This is a genomic window from Methylovirgula sp. (assembly GCF_037200945.1).
Taxonomy (GTDB): Bacteria; Pseudomonadota; Alphaproteobacteria; order Rhizobiales; family Beijerinckiaceae; genus Methylovirgula.
Window position 1 is genome coordinate 877975 of sequence record NZ_JBBCGP010000001.1, and the last position, 25924, is coordinate 903898.

Here is a 25924-nt window from a genome sequence, read left to right on the forward strand (position 1 = left end):
TGGCTCGTCGCTTCCCCAAGATTGGTTTTCGCCTAATTCTAAATACGGCGCAAGTGGACGAAGAGTCCCAGCTAAAAATGCGAAATTCTTGATCCTAATCAAGGCAGTCAAATCTTAAGGAAATGCGCTGGCGAAGCCTCGCCAGCGCCTGTTTCTGCTTGCTCTTTATTGACCTTGCAGAACCGTGACCCGGCCGCGGCCGCCGCTGCATGAACAGCGCGACCCCGGCGCCCGTGCCGCATCAAGACCGCACATATGCGCCCTTGTTACGCAATATAGGCCGCCCTCAGGCTGCGGCGGAGGTTCGTAAGCATAACCGTAGCTATAAGGCGTGCCATAAAGATAGGGCGAGCCCCAACCGTAGTCCCAACCCCAATAGGGGTAACCCCAGCCGCCCCAACCCCATCCACCGCCGTACCAGCCGCCGCCGCGCCAACCTCCACCGCCCCAGCCGCCGCCGTGCCATCCGCCGCCACCATGAAAACCGCCGCCGCCATGAAAGCCACCACCACCCCCGTGGAAACCGCCGCCACCGCCATGGCCTCCAAAGGCATGAGCGCTCTGCGCGCCCACCAGGCCGAGCGCGAGAGCCGCCGCCGCCAGCCCCTTCATCATGCGATGCATCGAAGTCCTCCTCATTGAATCCCGGGCACAAGGCCGCAGCAGACTTGTTAAACTGTGCATGAGCTAAGCCAAGTATATTTACCGCTGCGCCGGCCAAGCTTTTATGAGCTAGGTCAAAGTGCGGTTTCCGCGTTCGGCTAAATTGGAGTCGTTGGGATGCGTATTCTCGTCACCGGCGCCGCTGGCTTCATCGGTTTTCATATGGCGCGTCGCCTTCTCGAGCGCGGCGACGAGGTCGTCGGCATCGACGGGTTTACGCCCTATTACAATGTGGCATTGAAACATGCGCGTCAGGAAATTCTCGACCAGCACGGGCTTTACACCGGCCACCGGCTGATGCTCGAAGATGCCCCCGCCCTTGAGCGCGCTTATGGCGACGGCTTCGACATCGTCTATCATTTCGCCGCCCAGGCCGGCGTGCGCTACAGCCTCGAAAATCCGCGCGCCTATACCGACGCCAATCTCGTCGGCACTTTCAATCTGCTGGAATTGCTGCGGGCGAAGCCGCCACGCCACGCGCTTCTCGCCTCGACGTCATCTGTCTACGGCGCCAACGCGAAAATCCCGTTCTTTGAGACCGATTCTGCCGACCATCCGCTGACGCTTTACGCGGCCAGCAAGAAAGCGAACGAGGAAATGGCGCATTCTTACGCGCACCTTTTCGCCATCCCGACGACGATGCTGCGCTTCTTCACGGTCTATGGACCCTGGGGCCGGCCCGACATGGCGCTGTTCAAGTTCGTCGAAGCGATTTTACGCGGCGAGCCGATCGATCTCTATAATCACGGCAAGATGCGGCGCGACTTTACCTATGTCGCCGATCTGGTCGAGGCGATGCTGCACTTGTTGCATAATGCGCCGCCAGCGCCGGGAAGCACGCACGGGCCGATTGCAGGCGACAGCCTGTCGCCGGTTGCGCCGTGGCGCGTCGTCAATATCGGGGCTGGCCAGCCAGTAGAACTCGAGGATTTCGTCGCGTCCGTCGAACATGCCCTCGGGCAAACGGCCAAGCGCAAACTGCTCCCGATGCAGATCGGAGATGTCCCGGCGACCTTCGCCAACACCGATCTGCTCAAGGCGTTGACGGGCTATCGCCCCTCAACGCCGATTGATGTCGGCGTGCCGCACTTCGTCGATTGGTATCGCGCGCATTATCACGCCTAGTAGAAAGCCACGCTGCTTCGTCCAGCCACCGAGTACTAGGGCGTGACCTGACCATAGGCGCGCGATGTGCCGTTACGGCAAGAGCATCCCGCGCCGACATTCGAAGCATGATAGAGCTGGCAGACTTTCACCTGGGTTCGGCAATATTGGCCGAGTTGGCCATTTGCCTGTGGCGGCGCGGTGTAAGCACCGGGATTTTGACCATAGCCTTGTTGTCCGTAGACGCCCGGACCATAGCCATACCCATTATCATAACCATAATCGTAACCAGGATCGCCATAATCGTAACCCCAATCTGAATAACCGTCATCGTACCCGTAGGGATATCCATAGCCGTAACCGTAGCCAGGATAACCCCATCCGCCGTAGCCGCCGCGCCAACCACCACCGTGCCAGCCGCCACCGCCATGCCACCCGCCACCGTGAAAACCGCCGCCGCCAAAGCCACCGCCATGAAAGCCGCCGCCACCGTGGAATCCGCCACCGCCGAAACCACCACCATGACCACCGCCACCGCCGTGGCCGCCGCCAAATGCAAGCGCAGGAACGGCGAATGCTACCGCTGCGATGAAAGCCGAAGCACGCAAAACATGAGACACTTGCATCTTTGAAACTCCAGTTCTTAAATGTTCAGATGCGGCTTCGGTTGCATCCATACATTGACGAACGTCAAACATAGGCGTGAAGTCGGGAGTTAAAAGAGGCGTCAAGCGCCGTCGCGAGGCGAACACAAGGTCAATATCCGGGCTGTGCGTTTGCACACGGTGGAGCCGTCGAACGGGTCGGTGCTGCGCAATGAGCCTCGGCGACGAGGTGTGAGATGGAGAAGATGTTCCGGCGGTTCATCGCCGCCCTTATCAAGACGGGATCGCTCGAAGTCGAAACTGCGTCAGGAGCGAGATACAAATTCGGTGACGGCAGCGGCAAAAATGTACGTTTGCGCTTCGCCGATAAAGCCGCACAAACGGCAGTCTTGCTCAATCCCACGCTGCGATTCGGCGAGCTCTATATGGATGGCCGGGTCGCGGTCGACGAGGGCACGATTTACGATGCGCTCGCCGTCATTTGCCAGAACATCGACCATCTCGAACGGATCTGGTGGCTGCAAGCGTTGACGACCACACGAGGCCGTTTGCAGCATATTTTCAAAGCCAACTCTTCGGTGCGCGCGCGCCGCAACGTCGCGCATCACTACGACCTCGATCGGCGGCTCTACAAACTCTTTCTCGACGATGACATGCAATATTCCTGCGCCTATTTCGAGAATGGCGCCGCGACTCTCGATGACGCGCAGCTGGCGAAGAAGCGCCATATCGCTGCGAAACTGATGATCGAAAAAGGTGACCGCATCCTTGATATCGGCTGCGGCTGGGGCGGCCTCGCGCTTTATCTCGCCCGTATCTGCGGCGCCAAAGTCACCGGCATCACATTATCGCGCGAGCAACTCGCCTTCGCACGCGAACGCGCCGGCGAAGCGGATCAAACGAGCGCCATCGAATTCCGGCTGCAAGACTATCGCGAGATCGACGAGCGTTTCGACAAGATCGTTTCGGTCGGCATGTTCGAACATGTCGGCCCGGAATTTTATTCGACCTATTTCCAACAGGTCGCCAAGCTTCTCCAGCCCGGCGGTATGGCGCTGATCCACACGATCGGTTCGTCGCGTGCCCAATACGAGCCGGATCCGTGGATCAACAAATACATTTTCCCGGGCGGTTATATCCCCGCCCTCTCGACAATCATGCCGGCGATCGAGCGGGCCGGCCTTTACGTGACCGACGTTGAGGTTTTGCGGCTGCATTATGCCGAGACGCTGAGAGCGTGGCGCGCACGCTTCCTCGCGCATCGCGCCGACGCCGCGGCGCTCTACGATGAGCGTTTCTGCCGGATGTGGGAATATTATCTCGCCGCATCGGAAGCTGCCTTCCGCTACACCGGCGAAGTCGTGTTTCAAATCCAGCTCGCCAAAAAGGTCGACGCCGTTCCGCTGACGCGAGATTATATGTTGCGTGCCGAAGCGGAATTGCGGCGTCGCGATAGCGCTGGCTCAGGGCTTCGAATCGCTGGCTAAACGGTACGCAAAGCTGACCTGAGGCTTTCCATACGCGGGCGCGCGGCATTGCCTTTCACAGGGCTCCCCCGCAGGATGCGAGGCGATTCTCGCTCAGATCGCTCTTGCTCAGATCGCACTTGGGGCCGCCATGACACAAAGACCGCTGCTGTTTATCGCGACGCCATGTTTCGGTGGTCTCGTCTCGCAGCATTATATGCAGTCGGTGATCAGCCTCATCCAGTTCGCCGGACAGTCCGGCTTCGATGCGATGCTGGCGATGCTTGGCCACGATTCGCTCATCACCCGCAGCCGCAACACGCTGGTGACGCAATTTCTCAGCACGCCGGCGACGCACATGCTGTTCATCGACGCCGACATTTCCTTCGATCCGCAGCAGGTTTACGACATGCTCGCGTTCGATGAGGAATTCGTCGCCGGCATGTATCCGTTGAAGGTTATCGACTGGGGCGCGCCCGCAATGAAGCGCCTAACCACGGGGGAATCGTTTCAAAGCGCGCCGCTGCTTTACGTTGGCACGCCGTGTACCGGCAGCGATGCCGAACGGAAGGGCCGGTTTGTCTCGGGCATTTATTCCGGCGGCGGCTTCATGATGCTCAAGCGCCAGGCGATCGAGAAAATGATCGCGGCCTATCCCGAGTCACGCTACGCGGGCGTTCACGCCTACAGCAACGCCAAGGGCGGTGAAAGTTACGCGCTCTTCGAATGCTCGATCGATCCCGAGACGAAGACCTACATCAGCGAGGATTTCGGCTTCTGCCAGAAATGGCGCGACACCGGCGGCAAGATCTGGCTCGATACCGAGGGCAAACTCACCCATATCGGCGCCTATAATTTCGTCGGCCAGCCACAGATGCGTTTTCAGACGACGGCGCTGCAAGCGGCCAGCTAGAGCGTCCGCGGCCGCTAAGCCGCGATCCCGTTCGGCAGAAGCTTCGGCGCCTCAGCGACGGCGAAATCCCACATAGCCTGTGCAATCGCCGTCGGCGCGCGATCGGCGCGGCGCACGACAAACCATTGCCGTAGCAGCGGCAGGCCAACGACATCGAGGATCGCCAAGCGGCGGCTCGCAATCTCCGCTTCGATCGTATGGGCCGACAGCAGCGCCAAGCCGAGCCCGGCCATCACCGCTTGCTTGATCGTCTCGTTGGAGCCGATCTCGATATTGACCGTCGGAAGCCGCACCGGCACGTCGGAGAAAAAATAATCGAACACCGCCCGCGTGCCGGAGCCGGTTTCGCGAATGATGAAATTCTCTTTGGCCAGATCGGCCTTCGCGATGCGGCGGCAGTTTGCAAGCGGGTGGTCAGGGGCGGCGACAATAACCTGCGGATGCTCGCCAATGGCCACGCTCTCGACTGGAAAGTCGCTCGGCGGCCGGCCCATCAGGCAAACGTCGATTTTATAGTCGCGCAATTGACTGACCATCTCCATCCGGTTGCCGACTGTGATCGTCACCTCGATGCGAGGATTTTGCCGCGCGAACGCCGCAACGAGCCGCGGCGCGATATATTTCGCGGTCGAGACAATGCCGACGGCGATGCGGCCGCTATGCGTGCCGCGCAGCGACGCGATCGTCACATCGAGATCGGTCAAAACGCGCTCGATGCGGTGCGCCGCGCTCACAACCTCTTCCCCGGCGACAGTCAGCCGCAGGCGCCCGCCGGTGCGATCGAATAAAGCAACGCCCGCGTCTTGTTCAAGCAATTGAATTCGTGAGGTCAGCGCCGCAGGCGTGACGTTAAGTTGTTCTGCTGCTTTCACAATCGTCCCGGCTTCGGCAACGGAACGAACACTTTCGAGTTGTTTGATGGTGGCGCGCTTCATCCTCTATTATTAGATTTTTTTTGATGCTATCTCAACGCAATTCACTTTTCTTTGGGCCCACGCGGGCTGACTTCAGGCCATAAGACTCAACATAACAAGCGCAGGGTGGGACATGCTCAAAGTCGCGCAGAGCCATCATCTCGAAGACGTCTTGCAGGACTTGACCGCGCAGGATGCCTCGTTTGCGCCCGTCGCCGCGCTTGTCCACGAGATCGCCCGCGCCGCCTTCGAAATGGCGGATCTGATTTCGCTCGGCCTGCTTGGCGGTGACGGTGCCGCTGCCGTCGGCGACGTCAACGCTGGCGGCGATGTGCAGAAGCATCTCGACGTGTTCGGCAATGACCTCTTTGTCAACGCGCTCCGCCGCGCGCCTGTCGCCGCTGTCCTGTCGGAAGAGTTGGACGAGCCGCTGGTTCTCGACCCGCAGGCGACGCTTGCCGTCGCGATGGATCCGGTTGATGGATCGTCCAACATCAATGCCAATGTTTCGATCGGGACGATCTTCTCGATACTGCCCGTCGTGCCGGGCGCCAGCGACCCCAGAGCGCATTTTCTGCAGCCGGGCCGTAACCAATTGGCCGGGGGGTTCGTCATCTACGGGCCGCAAACGGGACTCGTTCTCGGGGCAGCGGGAACGACGCAGATTTTCATTCTCGACCGGCGCATTGGCGCCTTTGTGCGGACGCATGACGGCATCAATATTCCGCGCAAGTCGAAGGAATATGCGATCAACGCTTCGAACTACCGGCACTGGGCCCCATCGGTACGCACGTTCGTCGACGATTGCATCAAGGGCACGGAAGGCCCCCTCGGGCAGGAACAGAACATGCGTTGGATCGCGTCGCTCGTCGCGGAAGCCTATCGCATCCTGGCGCGCGGCGGCGTGTTCCTTTATCCAGGCGATATGCGCCAAGGTTATAGCGCGGGTCGGCTGCGGCTTATCTATGAGGCAAATCCGATCAGTCTGATCATCGAAAACGCGGGCGGCACGGCGACCGATTGCGCCCGTCGCATTCTCGACATTCAGCCGACCGACATTCACGCGCGTACACCTTTCGTCTTCGGCTCGGATGAGGTCGTGCGTCTGATCACGCGCTATCATACCGATCCGCAGTTTTCGGCGGAACATTCGCCGCTTTTCGGCCGCCGCGGTCTGATGCGGTTCTGACGGGGACGCGATGTCGGCAAAACACCCCATCATCTCTGTTACAGGTTCTTCCGGCGCCGGTACGACCTCCGTGCGGCGGACCTTCGAGCACATTTTCCGGCGCGAGGAGATCGGCGCCGCCTTCATCGAGGGGGACGCGTTTCATCGCTTCGACCGCGACGAGATGCGTCGCGTCATGAACGAAGAAGAGCAACGCGGTAATAATCATTTCAGCCATTTCGGGCCCACGGCCAATCTTCTCGAAGAACTCGAATCGGTGTTTCGTACCTATGCCGAGACGGGTCAGGCCAAGACGCGCCACTACGTTCACGATGCAATAGAAGCGGACCTCTATCGCGGAACGCCGGGCCAGTTCACGGATTGGGGGCCGCTGCCCGCGCAATCCGAGGTGCTTTTCTATGAAGGGCTGCACGGCGCGATCGTAACCGACAAGGTGAATGTCGCGCGTTATGCCGACCTCAAGATCGGCGTCGTGCCGGTCATCAATCTCGAATGGGTTCAGAAGATCCATCGCGACAAGGCAGCACGCGGCTATTCGAAAGAGGCCGTCACCGACACGATTTTGCGGCGGATGCCGGACTATGTGAATTACATCTGTCCGCAATTCACCGAAACCGACATCAATTTCCAACGCGTGCCGACGGTCGATACGTCTAATCCGTTCGCGGCGCGCTGGATTCCGACCTCGGATGAATCGATGGTCATCATCCGCTTCAAGGATCCCCGCGGCATCGACTTCTCGTACTTACTGTCGATGCTTCACGATAGTTTCATGTCGCGGGCCAATTCGATCGTCGTTGGCGGCGGCAAACTCGACCTTGCCATGCAGCTCATCCTGACGCCGATCATTCTGCAATTGGTCGAACGCGCGCGGCGCGCGCTGTAAAGGAGAATTCAATGAACGTGTTCGCCAAGGCTGAAGCTGCCGTCACACACGACGAGCTTGCCAATGCGATCCGCTTTCTTGCCGTCGATGCGGTGGAAAAAGCCAATTCCGGCCATCCCGGCATGCCGATGGGCATGGCCGATGTCGCGACGATCCTCTTCACACAATTTTTGAAATTCGATCCGGCCGATCCCGCATGGCCGGACCGCGACCGCTTCGTGCTGTCGGCCGGTCACGGCTCGATGCTGCTTTATGCGCTTCTCTATCTCACCGGCTATCCGGAGATGACGATCGAGGAGATCAAGAATTTCCGCCAGTTCGGTTCGAAGACACCGGGTCATCCCGAATATGGCCATACGCCGGGCGTCGAGACGACGACCGGCCCGCTCGGCCAGGGTCTTGCCATGGCGGTCGGCATGGCGATTGGTGAAAAGCTTCTCGCCGCGCGTTACGGCGACGGCCTTGTCGATCACCGCACCTATGTGATCGCCGGCGATGGCTGCCTGATGGAGGGCGTCAGCCAGGAGGCAATCACGCTCGCCGGCCATCTGAAGCTCTCGAAACTCGTCGTGCTCTGGGATGACAACAAGATCACCATCGACGGCGCGGTGAACCTCGCCGATTCGACCGATCAGATCGCGCGTTTCAAAGCCGCTGGCTGGGACGCGTGGCATATCGATGGGCACGATCCCAAAGCCATCGCAGAGGCATTGAGCGAGGCGCAGACGTCCGACAGGCCGGTGTTCATCGGCTGCAAGACGACAATCGGTTTCGGCGCGCCCACGAAGGCCGGCACGCATGGCGTCCATGGCTCGGCACTCGGCGCCGCAGAGATCGCGGCCACGCGCGAGAAGCTCGGCTGGAGCGCGCCGCCCTTCGAAATTCCAGACGCAATTCTCTCAGCCTGGCGCGGCACGGACGTGCGCGGCAAGGCCGCGCACGAAGCATGGACTGCACGGCACGCGAGCGGCGATGCTGCCGGTTTCGATCGCGACATTGCAAGCACGCTGAGCCCGGCGCTCGCCGAAACGATCAACGCATTCAAACGCAAAGCGAGCGACGCCAATGCACCACAGGCGACGCGCGTCTCCTCGCAAAAAACGCTTGATGAGCTGGCAAAAATCCAGGGCAATCTGCTTGGCGGCTCGGCCGATCTGACCGGCTCGAACAATACCAAGGCCGCCGATATGAAAGCGGTGACGCCGGGGGATTTCTCCGGCCGCTATCTTCATTACGGCATCCGCGAATTCGGCATGGCCGCGGCCCTGAACGGCCTCGCATTGCACGGCGGCTTCATTCCGTACGGCGGCACGTTTCTGGTGTTTGCCGATTATGCGCGCCCGGCGATCCGCCTTTCCGCCCTCATGCGCCAACACGTCGTCTATGTGTTGACGCATGATTCCATCGGTCTCGGCGAAGATGGGCCGACGCATCAGCCAGTCGAGACGCTCGCCTCGTTGCGGGTGATTCCGCATCTAAATGTCTTCCGTCCAGCCGATGCGATCGAGACGGCGGAGGCTTGGGAGCTTGCTTTGCAGCTTTCCGAGGCGCCGTCTGTGCTGGCCCTGTCGCGGCAAAATTTGCCGGTTCTGCGCCGCACGCATACCAACGAAAACCTTTCCGCGAAGGGCGCCTATGTGCTGCGCGAAGTGGCTGGCGAACGCGATGTCACGCTCATCGCCACTGGCTCCGAGGTCTCGCTCGCGGTCGCTGCAGCGGACGAACTCGCAAAAGATAGTGTCAAGGCCGCGGTCATCTCGCTGCCGTGTTTTGAACTTTTCGCCGCGCAGGAACCTGGCTATCGCGCCGCCGTTCTCGGTCAGGCACCGCGGATCGGCATAGAGGCTGCATTGCGCCAGGGATGGGGCGCAGTTCTGGCGCCTGAGGACTATTTCATCGGCATGAAGGATTTCGGCGCCAGCGCGCCTGCCGGTGATCTCTACAAACATTTCGGCATCACAATTGAGGCCATCGTGAATGCGGCACGTGCCGCGGCCGGCCATGGAACTGTAAGCTGACGGTATCGCTTTCGCGGGGGCGCCAACGACCTTTAAGGAGTCGCGACATGCTCGACAAGAAATCGCCCGCCGAGAAGCGCAGCCGCTATTCGGCGGGTGTGATGGAATATCGCGATATGGGCTATTGGCAGCCCGATTACGAGCCGAAGGACACCGACATCCTCGCGGTCTTTCGCGTCACGCCGCAGGATGGCGTCGATCCGATTGAGGCGGCTGCCGCCGTTGCCGGCGAATCTTCAACCGCGACCTGGACCGTTGTCTGGACGGATCGACTCACCGCCAGCGAGAAATATCGCGCCAAATGCTATCGCGTCGACCCGGTGCCAAATGCGCCCGGCTCCTATTTCGCCTTCATCGCCTATGATCTCGATCTCTTCGAGCCGGGCTCGATCGCCAATTTGTCCGCTTCGATCATCGGCAATGTTTTCGGCTTCAAACCGCTGAAAGGCCTGCGGCTCGAAGACATGCGCTTCCCCGTCGCCTATGTGAAGACCTTCCAGGGCCCGGCGACCGGCATTGTCGTCGAGCGCGAGCGCCTCGATAAATTTGGCCGGCCGCTGCTCGGCGCGACTGTGAAACCGAAGCTCGGCCTTTCTGGCCGCAATTACGGCCGCGTGGTCTACGAGGCGCTGAAGGGTGGGCTCGACTTCACCAAGGACGACGAGAACATCAATTCACAACCCTTCATGCATTGGCGCGAGCGTTTTCTCTATTGCATGGAAGCCGTGGCGAAGGCCGAGGCTTTAACCGGCGAAATCAAGGGCACCTATCTCAACGTCACCGCCGCGACGATGGAGGACATGTACGAGCGCGCCGATTTCGCCAAGCAACTCGGCTCCGTCATCGTCATGATCGATCTTGTCGTCGGCTATACGGCGATCCAGTCAATGGCCAAATGGGCGCGCCGGAATAATATCGTCTTGCATCTGCATCGCGCCGGCCATTCGACTTATACGCGGCAGAAGTCGCATGGCGTGTCGTTCCGCGTCATCGCGAAATGGATGCGCCTCGCCGGCGTCGATCACATTCATGCCGGCACGGTCGTCGGCAAACTCGAAGGCGACCCCAATAACGTGCGCGGCTATTACGACATCTGCCGCGAGGACTATAATCCGGTTGCGCTCGAACACGGCATCTTCTTCGATCAGCACTGGGCGTCGCTCAACAAGCTCATGCCCGTTGCCTCCGGCGGCATTCACGCTGGACAGATGCACCAGCTCATCGACTTGCTCGGCGAAGATTGCGTGCTGCAATTCGGCGGCGGTACGATCGGCCATCCGATGGGAATCGAAGCCGGCGCGACGGCCAACCGCGTGGCGCTCGAAGCGATGATCTTCGCCCGCAACGCTGGACGCGATTTGCTGAACGAAGGTCAGGAGATCCTCGAACAGGCGGCGAAGACCTGTCTGCCGCTGCGCCAGGCGCTCGAGACGTGGAAGGACGTGACCTTCAATTATTCCTCGACCGACACGCCGGATTTCGTACCGACCGCCACCGCGGCGCAGTAAGCATGATTCCGAAAAGTTGCAGACTTTCGGACAAGATCCTGCGCTGACATGAATAGGAGAACGAAAATGCGCGTGACCCAAGGCTGCTTTTCGTACCTGCCGGAATTGAGCGATGCGGACATCCGCGCGCAAGTCCAATATTGCATCGACAGAGGCTGGGCGGTGAACATCGAATTCACCGATGATCCACACCCGCGGAACACTTATTGGGAGATGTGGGGCCTGCCGATGTTCGACATCAAGGATGCGGCGGCGGTGATGCTTGAACTCAACGCCTGTCGCAAGGTGCATGCGGGACGCAGATACATCCGCCTCTCCGGCTTCGACTCTTCGCATGGCTGGGAGAGTGTGCGCATCTCCTTCATCGTCGGCCGGCCCGCAGAAGAGCCTGGCTTCATTCTGACGCGCAACGAGCTTGGCAGCCAGGCGATTCAATACACATTGCAGGCGCGCCCGCTGGCGAACGTCTGAGGTTGTGGCATGACAGAGCCACTGGCAACTGAAACCTCGCCGATCGCGATCGACCTGCACAAGGAGCTGGCTGAAACGCAGGTCGGCGAAATCCTCGACGAGCTTGACCGCGAACTCATCGGCCTCGTGCCAGTAAAAACGCGTATCCGCCAGATCGCCGCTTTGTTGGTCGTCGATCGCGTCCGCAAACGCATGGGCCTTGTGACGGAAACGCCGACGCTGCACATGAGCTTCACTGGTAATCCCGGCACAGGCAAAACCACCGTAGCGCTCAGAATGGCCGAGATTCTCCACAAGCTCGGCTACATCCGCCGCGGCCATCTCGTCTCGGTTACGCGCGACGATCTCGTCGGCCAATATATCGGCCACACCGCGCCGAAGACGAAGGAAGTCCTGAAGAAGGCAATGGGCGGCGTGCTGTTTATCGATGAAGCCTATTATCTCTACCGGCCGGAGAACGAGCGCGATTACGGGCAGGAAGCGATCGAAATCCTGCTGCAAGTGATGGAGAACCAGCGCGACGATCTGGTCGTCATCTTTGCCGGCTATGCTGAAAGGATGGATAAATTCTTCCGCGCCAATCCAGGCTTCCGCTCGCGCATCGCGCATCACATCGACTTTCCGGATTATAGCGACGAGGAGCTGATGAGCATTGCCGAGATGATGCTGACGTCGCTCAGCTATCATTTCGATGCCGAAGGCGCGGCGACCTTCCGAGATTACATCGCCGCGCGGCGCAAACAGCCGCATTTCGCCAACGCCCGTTCGATCCGCAATGCGCTCGACCGGATGCGGTTACGCCAAGCCAACCGCCAATTCGAGCGCCCCGGCCTTGTGACGCTCGACGATCTGACGACGATCTCTGCGCAGGATGTACGTGCGAGTCGCGTGTTCAGCCAGGCCCCGCCACAGAGTTGATTTATTTTTCGTGCCTCAGGCACCAGGTGATGGAATCGTTCCAGCTCGACGACGTTGTCCAGGTCTTGATCGCATCCGCGCTCGTCTTGCAATTTTCTTCAAGCAAATAGTCTGACGCGACGTGCGGCCGCATCGCAAGATGTGCGAAGTTCATGTCCGCCAGCCATTTGCCGGGAGAGCCATGGCGCAAGCGATGCAACAGATCGAGCAAAATTCGCCGATCCGAAAAGTTGTTAACCGCATCGGCACGGCCGTAATATTGGATGACGCCGAGTTCACCGGCTATCTTGAACTCGTCAATCGGAATATGCGCGTTCATCCAATCGGCGATGGCACGATATTGTGCGATCGTGCCGAGATTGGTGGTGATCGGCATTTGCCTGCGCACTATCGCGGCTTCGGCGCATGTTGCCGCGCCAGCAAAAATGATCGCGGCCGCAAGTCCCAGCGCGACGCGACGCGAGACACGTTCCGCCATTGCAACGAGGCCTGCGGAGCCGATCAGCACCACGGCGCCGATAAGAATTCCATAATACCAATGATAAGGCGGCAGATTGAGCAGGCCGTAGGCGATATATTGTACGAGCGCCAACCCGCCGACGAGCACGACGAAGGCGCGCCAGAGCCAATTGCCTTTTGCAAGCGCCAGGCCGAAAGGAACGAAGACAGCGAGGATGAGCGAGAGGAAGGTCGCGACGGGATATTTATGATAGTAGAGCGCCAGTCCGTTCGCGAACGAAAAGCCGTGCCAGGCGGCTTCCTTACGTTTGATAAAATAAGTGTCCGGAATCATCGAGCCGAGATCGAACCAGGAAAATACGCTCCAGGCGCCGACTATCAGGACAAAGCCGATCATGACCTTGCCGAATTGCGGCACTTGTCGCGCTGCGACCATCAGGATGAAAAGCGGAGCGAGCAGCAAAACACCGTCAGGCCGCGCGAGAACCAGAAGTCCCGCCGCAAGGCCAAGCGGCAGATAGCGCTCCAGAACATAAGCGATGCAACAGCCGAGCAGGATGGCGATGAAGAGATAGGTTTCGAGGCCAGAGGTCGAAACGAGCAGCGGATTCGTGAACAGCGCAAGCGTCGCGACATAAGCCCAGAAGGGCGGAAAATATATGCAGCGCGCCGTGAATTTGAGAGCGAAGAAGATGACGGCAGCCAGAAGGCATTCCAGCGCGTAGACGGCCCAGAGCCCGGAGAGCCCGGCCCTGATCAGTGCGCTGGGCAGCAGAACGTTGAGCGGCGATGTCGCGGCATTGGAGACATAGGGAAAGTGCATTCCCCAAACACCGCTTTCACCGAACGTTCGCGCGTAAGCCAGGTTTATGAACGCGTCGTCGACATAGATTTCATGAAACAGATACAGAAACGCAAATAGAGCGCCGAGAAATAGGAGATCTATCGCGTGGCGTGTGAGCGGGCCGTGAGATTCTTTACGTTTTGGCATGACGAACGGCCGCCCCGAGCGATGCTGACGATCAGCTCTCCTATAAAGCGCCTATAATGGATTAAATCCTTAAAGCCTGGCTTGCGAAGCAATTCGCGCCGGAAGCCCTAAGGGACGGGGATGGAAACTTTTTTGACAGCCGGCTTGGTGCTCTCCGGCCTATTCTTCGGCTGGACGATCGGCTCGCATTACACCGGCGCGACGATGGGCATGGCCTATGGCGCCGGAATTATCAAAAATCCCATGACGGCCTTGGCTCTCATCGCGACCTTCGTCCTGCTTGGCGCGACCTTCGCGAGCAGCCATGTGGTCGAGACCATCGGCTCCGGCATCATCCCCGCCCGATTCATGACCCCCCTCGGCGGCATGGTGATGATGCTGACCGCGGCGTTCGTGACGGCAGCCAATACCTACATGAAATGGCCGGTCTCGACCTCACAGCTCGCCTGCTTTTCTGTCGTTGGCGCCGGTCTCGGTATGGGGGCGCCGGTCAATTGGTCGAGCACAGTGATCCTGTTGTTCGTGACTTGGATCGGCACACCGCTTGTCAGCGCGCTGCTCGGTTTCGTTCTCACGCGCCTCATCGATCTCGCGATGCGGCAGCACTCTGGGCTCAAGACGCGTATGTTGCGCTGGGCTTTGCTCGCGGGCTGTTGCTATGCCGCTTATACCCTTGGCGCGAACAATACCGGCAATGCCGTCGGCGTCTTCTATGGGCTGAAGCTCGCGACACCGATGAAGGCCGGTTTTGCCGGGGGTCTCGTCATGGCACTCGGAGCTTTGACCTGGGGGCGGCCGATCCTCGAAAAAATGGGCAAAGGCATCGCTGAGCTTGACCTAAATATGGGCGTCGGCGCCAAGCTCGCGCAGAGCTTGACTGCGCATACCGCGGCGATCTGCGGCTATCCGACATCGATGAATCAGGCGCTCATTGGCGGCCTCGCCGGCGCCGGCCGCGCGAGGGGCCGTAACACATTAAATCGGCGCGCCCTGACGGAGATTGTCTTTTCCTGGTTCTTTACGCCGATCCTCGCCGGCGCCGCCTCGTTCCTGCTTTACATTTTGGCGTCACGTGCGCTCGGCGTCCGCTAAGCCCGCACGCCACGGCTACGTCCTTCGTAAAGCCAGGTTGCAATGGCGCTCGCCAGCAGGAACAGCAGGCCGAGAAAGCCGATAGCAAGCGGCGCAATGCCGATGCCTGTAACTTGCGCGGAATCGGTCCGCTTGATCGCCGCGTAATCCGAGCCGCCATAAACCGGGCTGTTGTGCATCGCGACGATCCGCGGCAAGGAGACATCGCTGCCATGCGCTGCACCGATGCGGCGTACCGTGCCGCCGGTCGCCTCCGCGAGTGGCCGCAGTTTCTCGGTCGTCGAGACGACCTCCTGGAATTCGCGCGGATTCTCCGGCCCCACATTGACGAGCGTGGTCAGGCCGCCGTCGGTCACGCGATAGAGTCCGAGTTCCGAGACTTTAACGTCCGCACGCGACAGGCCCGGCTCAGCCGGTTTCAGCGTCGCCGTGATTTCCTTGCCGGATGGCGCGAAAACACGCACGGGCGGAATCTGATCCTTCAGGCTTTGGCGTTCGACAGAAAGTTGGTCGCCCTGCGCCGTGGCGCGCAAGGCCTCCTCTTCAAGCTCCGGCTCCTTCATCAGCCAGTGCGCGAGGCGCCGCAGCAGCGCGAGATGCGGGCCACCACCCTGAAAGCCGCGCGCCCAGAGCCACATCTGATCCGACAGAAGCAGTGCGACGCGGCCTTTGTCCTCACGTGAGAGCACGAGCAGCGGCTTGTTGTCGGCGCCGGACAGGACATTGGTGCCGCGGTTGACGGTCGCATCGACCTGACGGAACCAGCGGCTCCAGGCCGGCGGCGTTTCGTCCGCGCCTGGCAGGCCTCGCGTCACGGGATGCTTTGCGCCGACAGCCGTAATCGCCGGCTGGAACGCCTGCTGGATCACATCTCCCGTCGGCTCGGCCGGTGATAGCGCGCCCAGCGGCGAATAATAGATGCCGTCCGACGACGCAAAATCCGGCCCCGCCGCGATCATCAGCGCGCCGCCGTCGTGCACATAGCGCACGATATTGTCGAGATAGACCGCAGGCAGGATCGCCTGATTGGAATAGCGGTCGAAGATGATGAGATCGAAATCGGTGATCTTGCGGCCGAAGAGATCCGCGGTCGGAAAAGCGATCAGCGCCAATTCGTTGATCGGCGTGCCATCCTGCTTCTCCGGCGGCCGCAGAATCGTGAAATGGACGAGATCGACATTGGCGTCGGACTTCAAGAGATTGCGCCACATCCGCTCGCCCTGGTTCGGCTCGCCGGAAACGAGCAGAACTTTCAGCTTGTCCCGCACGCCGTCGATCGTCAGCACGGCCTTGTTGTTGAGCGCAGTCAATTCGCCGGGGAGCGCCTCGACTTCGAGCTCGACGACGTTGGGCCCACCGTGCTCGATCTTCACGGGCACGCTAATGGTCTCGCCGATTGCGGCGGTGACATCGGCGATCGGATTCCCGTCGCGGCGGACATGAAGGACGACTGGTTCCGTGCCGTTCGCCGTATCGTCGACGCGCAATTCCAGCGTCACGTCCTTGCCGACGATACCGAAACGCGGCGCGGTCAAGAGCTCGATGCGCCGGTCGCGCTCACCCTCATGCCCGGTGATGAACGCATGCAGCGGCGCCTTGAAGCCGAGCGCGGCGGTGCTTGACGGAATGTCATGTACGACGCCATCGGTGATCATGAAGACGGCGCCGATCCGCTCCGCCGGAACATCCGCGAGCCCCTCGTTGAGCGCGGAGAAGAGCCGCGTGCCATTGTTCTCGGTGTCGTTGCGGCCGCTCTCGATGATCCGCACATCGATATTGCCAAGCGCCTCAAGCCGCCGCTTCAGATCGGCGGTTGCTTTCTCCGTCTGCGCCATGCGGTCGCCGATGGTCTGGCTGCCGCTTTGATCGACCACGATGGCGACGACGTCTTTCAGCGGCTTGCGGTTTTCCCGCACCAGCGACGGATCGGTCAGCGCGAGCAGCACGAGGCCGAGGCCAAGCGCACGCAAAAGCGCGCCACGCCGGCGGCGAAGCAGCGACAAGGCGGTGACCAGAAGCGCCAAGGCTGCAAAGCCCCAAAGAAGCGCGGGCGGCAACAGCGGCGTGAAAGCGATGGAAAAGGCGTTCATTCAGCCGCAGAGAGCCGCACCCGGCTGGCTTTTTCAAGGCTTTTTAGGCCAAAAGCGTTTTCGAGCGAAGTGGCACCGGTTCGCGTGAAGAAAACGCGTCTGAACAATGATCAGCTCCCAGCGCAGGGGAGAACCGCATAGGTCGAAATGCGGTGCCACACATATCCGTCCGGCTCTTCTGTCATGCGAAAATTGGGCACAGGTGGAGTCCAATATTGCGCCTTCAGCGCGGTCGGCAATGTCGTGCCCTCGTAAACGGGGGCGACGATCCAGGCGGGCGCATCCGCACGGGCACAGAGATGGCTGACCGCAGGCAGCGTCACGACGGGCAGCTCGGCGCTCGAAACATTGTGAGTGACGGCAAGAGCTTCTTTCTCGACCAATCCATTGTCGATGAGAAATTGCGTGCGCGCACGCCATTCGCGCGCGAGCTTCGGCGAGAAGATCGTCCCGACGCCCTGCTGCGGCGAGGCCCATTGCGGCCGTCCGGTCAGGAACCAAGCTTCGGTCTGGCCACCAAGCCAGAGGATTTCGCCATTCTTTGCCGCGAGCAATTGTTCGAGCGCCGCGGGGTGTCGATTGCGGTCGACGAGCTTCTGAAATGCCGACCTGTCGTCCCAGAGGTGCCAGACAAGGATCGCGAGAGTGAGCGCTACCAGTCCCTCGATCGCCCATGTCACGCAGGCGCGCGGCGCCAACGCCAATGCAAGCGCCGCGGCGGCAATTGGAAAAGCGATATAGCGCCAATTGTTCCAGAAATAGGTGACACCGCCCGGCCCTGCCACCGGAAGGCTCGCGAAAAAGCGTCCAAATTGCTCGAGGTAAAGTACGTTCAGCAGCAGCCCATAAGCCGCTACGCAGACCCACGCGACGATCACGACACGCCGCGTCACGACGCTCGCCAACCGGGCGGCGTTGAACTGGACGATGAGCGCCGCTGCGCAGAGCGCGCTCACTGTGACAAAGTCCGCATAGCAGAGCCACGCCGCGGTCAGCAGCGCGAGAACCAAATAGCCGACCCGCCCGTTTTGAATAAGCTTGAGCGCGCAGATGGCCATGGCGACGGCGCCAATCGCGGCCAGCAGCCACGTCACGCGCCAAAGCTGCGCCTGGATGACGAGTTCCACAGACAGCACATCGCCGAACAGGGATTGCGCCGCAATGCCGCCAATGCCGGCAAGAATGACCGCGAGCAAGATGTGTTTTCGCCGCCCCTCGAAGAAGCTCGCGGCGACCGCGATGGTTGCGGATTGCAACACAATCGGTGCGTAAGAGGCGAGCGACCAATGCGTCGGAAAGAGAAGGCCACTGCGGCTTTGCGCCAGCGCCTTCAAATCCGGGTCCATGAGCCGCACGAGCCGGTCGAAGGGCGGCAGGCCCAAAACACCGGCGATGATCGCGGCAACGACGGCCAATCCCACGGCAACCAGCCAGCGCCGGTCTTCGACGCAGAGAACGATCGCCAACACCGCCCATCCCGCGAGCGCCATGATCGGATGAAGAAGCGTCGCCGGCACAAGCAAAGCAGCGCTTAAAAGCGTGCGACGCACCGCTAGCGCTGCCAATGCGCCGAGCACAAAGGCTTCGGCGAAGGGTCGCGGCACGCATTGAATTTCGGAATAACCGAAATGCCAGATCGATCCATAGAAGGTCGGCAGCACGGCGACGAAGATCAAAACGACAGGAACCAACCGCCTGGCGACATAATGGCGCGCAAAGAGCGCGAGCGCCGACATCCAGGCCGCCATCGCGAGGATCGCTAGCAGCATCACCGTCGTCTGCGTTTCCAACGCCCCGACGAGATGATCAAGCAGAAACGGAAACAGACTAAACCGCGATTGTCCGTCATCGACGAACATCATGTCGCGGCCAATGCCCGTCGGGTTGAGATCGGCGAGCACGCGGCCGATGTAGACGTTCGTGTCGCCGGCGATGCCTTGAAACGGATGCGTCAGAGTCCAAAGCGCGATGGCGATAAGGCAAAGCCCGATACCGCCCTCATGCAGCGCCATGGCAAACATCGATTGATGCGTTTCAACATGGACCCGCGCCGATGCCTTGGGTGCGGCATCGAACGAAAGGGCAGCGCGCGCCTTCATTTCGCGGCGGTCGCCTCAGACACGAACAGCAGCGTACGGCGGGCAAAGAAATTGAACGTGAAGACGAAGCCCGCCGTCGGCGCCTTGGCGAGACCGACGCCGAGGCCAGCGAAATGCACGAAGGCGAACAGCAGCGCCTGGTTCAGGGCGAGGCCGAGAAAGCCGATGGCGAAAAAGCCGACGGCCTCCGCCCCGATAGTACGTTGGCGGCGGCCGCGAAAGATCAGCAGTACGCTGCCGGCATAGGCCAGCAACATGCCGAGTGTGAAACTGATCGTCGACGCGACTTGATAATTCAAGCCAGCTTTGACGAAGGCAATCAGGAGTCCCCAATCAAGACCCAGCGCTGCGGCGCTGACGAGGCCATAACCGAAAAGATCGGAAATGAGCACACGCAGCGACTTGCTCGGCGCCAATGGCGTGCCGCGCTCAACGTGCGATACAGAATCGACAGCACTCATGCTCAGGCCGCCACGCGCTTCGGCACGAGACGGAGGCTCTTCAACGCCTCCTGCGCGCCGGAGGCGCCGGCCTCACCATATTCGGCATCCTCGTTCACCTGCCAGACGTCGTACAGCTCTTCGCCGGCAATGATGTTGGCGGCAGTGAGCATGCCGGTCATCATCGCATGGTCCTGATTGTTATATTTGTGCATGCCGTTGCGGCCGACGAGATGCAGATTGGGGCAGGAAAGCCGCAACTCGCGTCGGATTTCCTTCATATGGTCGGCATAGGTCTCGTCGTAGACGGGATAGGCCTTCTTCTGCCGCACGACGCAGGCGTCGCGAACATCCGCTGGGTCCATCAGGCCAATCTCGCCGATCTCGCCTTTGGCGCGGGCGATCAGGTCCGCATCGGTCGAATTCCACAGGCCGTCGCCCTCGAAGCAGAAATATTCGAGACCGAGACAAGTCGAAGTTTCATCCGGCAACATTTCCGGTGACCAGGAGCGGAAGTTCTGCACGCGGCCGACCTTCACCTTCGGATCGTGGATATAGATCCAATTATCGGGCAACTCGTTCTTGGTTTCGCCGATCAGCACGACGGTGAGGAAATCGCGATACTTAAGTTCGCGCGCGTGAAGCAGCGTCAGCGCCGTCGGCTTCAGCGCGGAGACTAATTCGCGCACCGGCGCCGAAGAGACGACATGCGACGCGGTATAATGCTCAACCTGCCCGTTGCTGCTTTCCACGGCGACAGACCAATTGCCCGTGCGCTTGTCATAGTTGAGCGAGCGCAGCTTGCGGTCCATGACGATCTCGCCGCCAAGCGCTTTCACCTTGCTGGCGCAGGCTTCCCACATCATGCCGGGGCCGCGGCGCGGATAACGGAACGATTCGATCAGCGTCTTGGCAACGGCGCCCGACTTCTTGCGGCCGAGCGAACGGCGTAGGCCGTCGGCAATTGCGGCGCCGAGGCTCAGCCCCTTGATGCGCTGCGCCGCCCATTCGGCGGAAATCTCGTCGCAGCTCATGCCCCACACCTTTTCCGTATAGGTCTTGAAGAAGATCGAGAAGAGCCGCTCGCCGAATTGATTGCGCACCCATTCGTGAAAGGTCTTCGGGTCCTTCACCGGGTTCAGCTTGGCGTAGGCATAGGAGCCGACACACAAGGCGCTGGTGAAAATCCCGAGATTGCTCAGCGCCTCGAACGCCTTCAGCGGATAGGAATAGAATTTATCGCGATAATAGATGCGCGACAGGCGCGGCCGCTCGATGAAATCGTCGGGCAGGATCTCATTCCAGAGATCGACCACCTCTTTTGACTTCGAGAAGAAGCGATGGCCGCCGATATCGAAGAGATAATTCTTGTAATGCGCGGTGCGGCTAATGCCGCCGACATAGTCCGGGTCCTGCTCGATGACGAGGACCGACTTGCCCGCCTTGACGAGACTATAGGCGGTCGTCAATCCGGCCGGGCCGGCCCCAATGACCAGGGCATCGAGCTTTTTCAAAGGCTTCTCCCGCGCGCATCTTGGAGCGTCGGGGGCAGGGCCGATGCTCAGCGGGGAGAGAAGACCATTAATAAGTTAAGGCGGGCTTAGACGGATCGGCGAAAGCGCCGAACGATCACAAGGCTTTGGTAACTCTGGCCGGGAACGAGCCCCGGCCGGACGAGAGGATCAATTATCCAGGAAGCTCCGCAGCTTCCGGCTCCGGCTCGGGTGCTTGAGCTTACGCAGCGCCTTCGCCTCGATCTGGCGGATTCGTTCGCGCGTCACCGAGAACTGCTGGCCGACTTCTTCCAGCGTATGGTCCGTGTTCATGCCGATGCCGAAGCGCATGCGCAGCACGCGCTCCTCGCGCGGGGTGAGCGAGGCGAGCACCCGCGTCGTCGTCTCGCGCAGATTGCTCTGAATCGCCGCGTCGATCGGCAGGATGGCGTTCTTGTCCTCGATGAAATCGCCGAGATGCGAATCCTCCTCGTCGCCGATCGGCGTTTCGAGCGAGATCGGCTCCTTGGCGATCTTCAAGACCTTGCGCACTTTTTCGAGCGGCATGGCGAGCTTCTCGGCCAGCTCCTCCGGCGTCGGCTCGCGACCGATCTCATGCAGCATCTGGCGCGAGGTGCGGACGATCTTGTTAATCGTCTCGATCATATGCACCGGGATGCGGATGGTGCGGGCCTGGTCCGCAATCGAGCGTGTGATCGCCTGACGAATCCACCACGTTGCATAGGTCGAGAACTTGTAGCCGCGCCGATATTCGAACTTATCGACCGCTTTCATCAGGCCGATATTGCCTTCCTGGATCAGATCGAGGAATTGCAGGCCGCGATTGGTGTATTTCTTGGCGATGGAGATGACGAGCCGCAGATTCGCCTCGACCATTTCCTTCTTGGCCTGACGCGCCTCGCGCTCACCCTTCTGCACGACCTGAACGATCTTGCGGAATTCCTGCGTCTCGACACCGGTTTCCTTGGAGAGATCGTGGATGTCCGTGCGAATTTCGCGGATATGATCCTTGCCGCGCGCGGTGAAATCCTTCCAGCCGCGACCGCCGAGCTTCGAGACCCGCAACAGCCATTTCGGATCGAGCTCGGAATTATGATAATTCTTGAGAAAGTCTTCGCGCGATACGCCGGATTCTTCCGCCCGACGCAGCAGCTTCGTCTCGAGGCCGATGAGCTTCCGGTTGATGTCGTAAAGCTGCTCGACCAGTGCATCGATGCGGTTCTGATTGAGCGACAGCGATTTGACGTCGACGACGATCTCTTTCTTGAGCGTCTTATAGCGGCGCTCCTGCGCCGGCGTCAGCGTCTCGTTCTTGAGCTTGCTCTCGACATTCTGCACCTGAAGCTTGTTGAGCTTCTTGTAGGCATCGGCGATGCGGTCGAAGGTTTCGAGCACCTTCGGCTTCAACTCGGATTCCATCGCGGAGAGCGATACGGAATTTTCCATATCGTCCTCTTCGTCGAAGTTTTCAGAGATCGGCGGCTCGGCTTCCTCGTCGCCATCACCAGCGGGGCGCAGGCCCGCGGGCGGATTGATCGGCGCCGTCGCCGGGGCACGCTGCGCGGCAAGCGCCTCTTGCGCACCAGGCGCCGTCATGTCGATCTTCGGCGTGTTCTTGCCGTCCGGCCCCGCATAGGTCGCTTCCAGGTCGATGATGTCGCGCAGGAGAACCTTGCCCTCGTTCAACTCGTCGCGCCAGATGATGATGGCCTGGAAGGTCAGCGGGCTTTCGCAGAGGCCCGCGATCATCGCCTCGCGACCGGCCTCGATACGTTTGGCAATGGCGATTTCGCCCTCGCGCGACAACAGCTCGACCGAGCCCATCTCGCGCAGATACATGCGGACCGGATCATCGGTGCGATCGGCCGGTTCGGATTTTTGGGTTGCGAGTGCCTTCGACTGCGTCATCTCGACGAGTTCGCCGCCCTCGGCTTCTTCCTCTTCCTCCTCAGCCTCGGCTTCTTCGGCCTCTTCAGCCTCGATGACATTGATGCCCATTTCATTGAGCATCGCGAGAATGTCTTCGATCTGTTCGGAATTGACTTCCTCGGACGGCAGCACCGCGTTCAATTCGCGATAAGTGACAAAGCCACGCTTCTTGGCGAGCTTGATCATCCGCTTGACAGCGGCATCCGACATATCCAGCAGCGGGCTATCGGAGGTCTCGACGGCGGCAGTGCCTTCGGCTTCGGTTTTCTCGTTGTCTTTCTTCGCCATCGAATCCTCTTTGATCGCGGTAGCCAAGCTACCGTGCCGATGCGCCACGTCCCTGGCGCCGGGCGGCGTCCCGCCCATTTCATTCCTGCGGGAGTGCGCTCCCGATCGAACTCAATTCCCTATTCGCGTCGATAGGCCGTGTCTGAACACGCGAAGCCCAATCACGCCAATTCTGTCGCCGTCGCATTGTTGCGATGGCCGACAGAGGCTTAAAATCTGGTTGCGCGCCAAGCGAATTCGCTTACGAATTTCATGCCGAACGACTGGACCGGACCTTGTAGCGTCAGGCGAAAATCCCTTCAAGTGAAGACCTTAGGCGCTCACGCTTAATCCATTATGCCATTCCGCTCTGCCGGCCGGAGGCCGCACCAAAGCCTTCGATCATTGCTTCGGTTCCCGTAAGGGCCGATAATTGCTCGCGAATATCCAGCAATCGGGCCAAATTCACCTCGCTGGCGTCCTGCGCCAAGGCGATCTGCGCCGAATGCAATTCGCTATTTAGCGCCCGCATCTTATGATGCAAGGCCAACGCCTGTTTCAAAGCCTCTTCTGCGTCCGAATCAGCGGCTTGGGGCGAAACAATCCAGAGAATCGCATGCGCGCTGGCATCGAGACGGCGCAAAAAGGCGTCAAAACCAGCAGCGGCCAGCCCTGCCCGCAATTCGTCCGCGGGCAGCGACCCATGCGCCCAAAGATCAAGCATCCTATTGCGCAGGGCGAGGGCTTCGTTGGCACCGAGGTCAAGCTCAGCGAAAGCGTCGCCGTAAGGATCGAGAAGCCCCGGATGATTGAGCAGGATCAAAAAAATCAAAGATTCCCGGGCGGATAAATCAGCCGCTCTCGACCGGAGGAACGGCGAGCGCGCAAGATCTGCACCGACGGAGAGCGGTAGCGAGGTATAGGCCTGCGGTTCAGCCGGCGCGAACCGGCCGCGGCGAAATTCGCGGCGCTCCGTTTGCGGCTGGCGATTGCGGCCTCCAAATCCCGGCGCATTATCGGGACGACGGCGTTGAAAGAGGCCGCCAAGCCGTTCGCGGAATTCGGCCTGATAATGCCGCCGCAATGTCTCGTCGCGGATTTCGCCGCACAGCGCCAACAGGCGATGCTCCAGCGCGGCACGGCGCTCGGGCGTCGCCAGCACATCGGCTTCCGTTTCCCTCTGCCAGATCAGATCGACGAGCGGCAGCGCCGCTTCGATCACGCTACCGATCGCGGCCGACCCGCCGCTGCGTGCCAGATCGTCCGGATCCTGGCCTTCTGGCAGCAGCGCAAAGCGCAATGAACGGCCGACGCCGATCAGCGGCAGCGCCAGATCGATGGCGCGGAAGGCGGCCTTGCGCCCGGCACGATCGCCGTCGAAGCAGAGGATCGGCTCTTCCGCCATTTTCCAGAGCAATTCGCATTGGTCGGTGGTGAGCGCGGTGCCGCAAGCCGCGACGGATTGCGGAAAGCCTGCCGCCGACATTGCGATGACGTCGACATAGCCTTCGACCGCGATCACGCTGCCCAAGCCGTTATTATTGTCGTGTGCGGCCTTGCGGGCGCGGTGATGATTGTAGAGCACCGCACCTTTGTGAAAGAGCACCGTCTCGGGCGAATTGAGATATTTCGCCTGAACGTCCTTGCTCAGCGCCCGGCCGCCAAATGCGATGACGCGGCCGTTGCGGTCAGCGATCGGAAAGATCACGCGATCGCGGAAACGGTCGTAAGGCACGGCGATCTCGTCGCCGTGGACAAGGAGCCCAGCCTCGATCATCGCCTCGGCCTGGATGCCCTTACCGGCGAGATAATCGCGCATGGCAAATTTGTCAGGCGGCGCATAGCCAATCCGGAATTCGCTTTGCAACGCCGGTGTGAGGCCGCGCCCGGCGAGATAATCACGCGCCTTGCCGCCGGCCCCACTGGCCAGCGTGGCGACGAAAAACGCGGTGGCGATTTCCAGAACATCATGCAGGCTCGCGCGCTGCTTTTCCTGAGCCTCCGCCTCTGGCGTCGCGCGCGGCAAGGGCAGCCCGGCGTCCTGCGCCAGCCGCTCGACCGCTTCGGGAAACGAGAGCCCTTCCGTCTCCATCAGGAAATCGAAAATGTTGCCGTTCTTATTCGCCGAATGATCAAACCACGCCATCTTCTGGTCGTTGACGTAGAAGGATGGCGTGCGCTCCGAATTGAAGGGCGAAAGCCCACGCCATTCGCGCCCCGCCTTCGTCAGCTTGACACGGCGGCGCACCACCTCCGACACCGGCAGGCGGGCTTTGAGATCATCAAGGAATGAGGCGGGGAAACGCATCGGCGCCTTCTGATTTGGCCTTTCGCACTATAGATAAGGCCCGCGGCGGGGACCAAACTTATTCCCGCTATACACAGCGG

Annotated in this window: 20 protein-coding genes; 10 read left to right on the forward strand and 10 right to left on the reverse strand. The window is 60.5% G+C overall.

From position 1 onward, the window contains the following. Positions 1-165 precede the first annotated feature (165 nt). Entirely contained in the window at positions 166-624 is a 459-nt protein-coding gene (locus WDN02_RS04130; protein WP_337292293.1) for a hypothetical protein, read from the reverse strand. 156 nt (positions 625-780) lie between these two features. Between WDN02_RS04130 and WDN02_RS04135 the strand changes: the two genes are divergently transcribed. Beyond that, positions 781-1788, forward strand: coding sequence for an NAD-dependent epimerase/dehydratase family protein (locus WDN02_RS04135; RefSeq protein WP_337292294.1), 1008 nt, complete (start codon positions 781-783; stop codon positions 1786-1788). Between the two features lie 35 nt (positions 1789-1823). On the opposite strand, the gene WDN02_RS04140 is transcribed toward WDN02_RS04135, so the two are convergent. Beyond that, positions 1824-2393 carry a hypothetical protein gene (locus WDN02_RS04140; protein WP_337292295.1) on the reverse strand — a complete coding sequence of 190 codons (570 nt, stop codon included), beginning with the start codon at positions 2391-2393 and terminating at the stop codon, positions 1824-1826. Between the two features lie 215 nt (positions 2394-2608). Here WDN02_RS04140 and WDN02_RS04145 point away from each other — a divergent pair, with 215 nt between their 5' ends. Then, a complete protein-coding gene (locus WDN02_RS04145; protein WP_337292296.1) occupies positions 2609-3859 on the forward strand; it encodes a cyclopropane-fatty-acyl-phospholipid synthase family protein in 1251 nt (416 codons plus the stop codon). Positions 3860-3989: 130 nt separating this feature from the next. Next, positions 3990-4751: a hypothetical protein gene (locus WDN02_RS04150; RefSeq protein WP_337292297.1), complete on the forward strand. Its 762-nt coding sequence runs from the start codon at positions 3990-3992 to the stop codon at positions 4749-4751. 14 nt (positions 4752-4765) lie between these two features. Here the strand turns inward: WDN02_RS04150 and WDN02_RS04155 are convergent, their stop codons facing one another. Then, a complete protein-coding gene (locus WDN02_RS04155) occupies positions 4766-5686 on the reverse strand; it encodes a LysR family transcriptional regulator (RefSeq protein ID WP_337292298.1) in 921 nt (306 codons plus the stop codon). A 112-nt stretch (positions 5687-5798) separates the two neighbouring features. Here WDN02_RS04155 and WDN02_RS04160 point away from each other — a divergent pair, with 112 nt between their 5' ends. The 6 genes from WDN02_RS04160 to cbbX all read left to right on the forward strand — a co-directional run bounded on the left by WDN02_RS04160 (position 5799) and on the right by cbbX (position 12655). Further along, on the forward strand, positions 5799-6854 hold the full coding sequence (locus WDN02_RS04160) for a class 1 fructose-bisphosphatase (protein WP_337292299.1): 1056 nt from the start codon (positions 5799-5801) through the stop codon (positions 6852-6854). 10 nt (positions 6855-6864) lie between these two features. Next, positions 6865-7740, forward strand: coding sequence for a phosphoribulokinase (locus tag WDN02_RS04165; protein ID WP_337292300.1), 876 nt, complete (start codon positions 6865-6867; stop codon positions 7738-7740). A gap of 11 nt (positions 7741-7751) precedes the next feature. After that, complete coding sequence (gene tkt, locus WDN02_RS04170) at positions 7752-9758, forward strand: transketolase (RefSeq protein ID WP_337292301.1); 2007 nt, start codon at positions 7752-7754, stop codon at positions 9756-9758. 47 nt (positions 9759-9805) lie between these two features. Next, entirely contained in the window at positions 9806-11266 is a 1461-nt protein-coding gene (locus tag WDN02_RS04175; protein WP_337292302.1) for a form I ribulose bisphosphate carboxylase large subunit, read from the forward strand. Between the two features lie 66 nt (positions 11267-11332). Further along, complete coding sequence (locus WDN02_RS04180) at positions 11333-11737, forward strand: ribulose bisphosphate carboxylase small subunit (RefSeq protein WP_337292303.1); 405 nt, start codon at positions 11333-11335, stop codon at positions 11735-11737. A gap of 9 nt (positions 11738-11746) precedes the next feature. Further along, positions 11747-12655 (forward strand): CbbX protein, encoded by a 909-nt coding sequence (gene cbbX / locus WDN02_RS04185; protein WP_337292304.1) that lies wholly within the window; start codon positions 11747-11749, stop codon positions 12653-12655. A 1-nt stretch (position 12656) separates the two neighbouring features. Here the strand turns inward: cbbX and WDN02_RS04190 are convergent, their stop codons facing one another. Beyond that, complete coding sequence (locus WDN02_RS04190) at positions 12657-14105, reverse strand: hypothetical protein (RefSeq protein WP_337292305.1); 1449 nt, start codon at positions 14103-14105, stop codon at positions 12657-12659. A 120-nt stretch (positions 14106-14225) separates the two neighbouring features. Here WDN02_RS04190 and WDN02_RS04195 point away from each other — a divergent pair, with 120 nt between their 5' ends. Next, positions 14226-15197 (forward strand): inorganic phosphate transporter, encoded by a 972-nt coding sequence (locus WDN02_RS04195; RefSeq protein ID WP_337292306.1) that lies wholly within the window; start codon positions 14226-14228, stop codon positions 15195-15197. Here the strand turns inward: WDN02_RS04195 and WDN02_RS04200 are convergent. The 6 genes from WDN02_RS04200 to dnaG all read right to left on the reverse strand — a co-directional run bounded on the left by WDN02_RS04200 (position 15194) and on the right by dnaG (position 25844). After that, positions 15194-17287 carry a hypothetical protein gene (locus WDN02_RS04200; RefSeq protein WP_337292307.1) on the reverse strand — a complete coding sequence of 698 codons (2094 nt, stop codon included), beginning with the start codon at positions 17285-17287 and terminating at the stop codon, positions 15194-15196. The two genes, WDN02_RS04195 and WDN02_RS04200, sit on opposite strands and share 4 nt — an antisense overlap. A gap of 110 nt (positions 17288-17397) precedes the next feature. After that, positions 17398-19386 carry a hypothetical protein gene (locus tag WDN02_RS04205; protein ID WP_337292308.1) on the reverse strand — a complete coding sequence of 663 codons (1989 nt, stop codon included), beginning with the start codon at positions 19384-19386 and terminating at the stop codon, positions 17398-17400. Then, a complete protein-coding gene (locus tag WDN02_RS04210) occupies positions 19383-19847 on the reverse strand; it encodes a GtrA family protein (RefSeq protein ID WP_337292309.1) in 465 nt (154 codons plus the stop codon). The genes WDN02_RS04205 and WDN02_RS04210 overlap by 4 nt, the downstream gene beginning before the upstream one ends. 2 nt (positions 19848-19849) lie before the next feature. Further along, positions 19850-21340, reverse strand: a complete 1491-nt coding sequence (locus tag WDN02_RS04215; RefSeq protein WP_337292310.1) for an NAD(P)/FAD-dependent oxidoreductase — start codon at positions 21338-21340, stop codon at positions 19850-19852. 168 nt (positions 21341-21508) lie between these two features. Continuing rightward, the gene (rpoD, locus tag WDN02_RS04220) at positions 21509-23557 is read right to left on the reverse strand and encodes an RNA polymerase sigma factor RpoD (RefSeq protein WP_337292311.1); all 2049 of its coding nucleotides are present in this window, start codon (positions 23555-23557) and stop codon (positions 21509-21511) included. 334 nt (positions 23558-23891) lie between these two features. Beyond that, positions 23892-25844 carry a DNA primase gene (gene dnaG / locus WDN02_RS04225; RefSeq protein WP_337292312.1) on the reverse strand — a complete coding sequence of 651 codons (1953 nt, stop codon included), beginning with the start codon at positions 25842-25844 and terminating at the stop codon, positions 23892-23894. Positions 25845-25924: the final 80 nt, after the last annotated feature.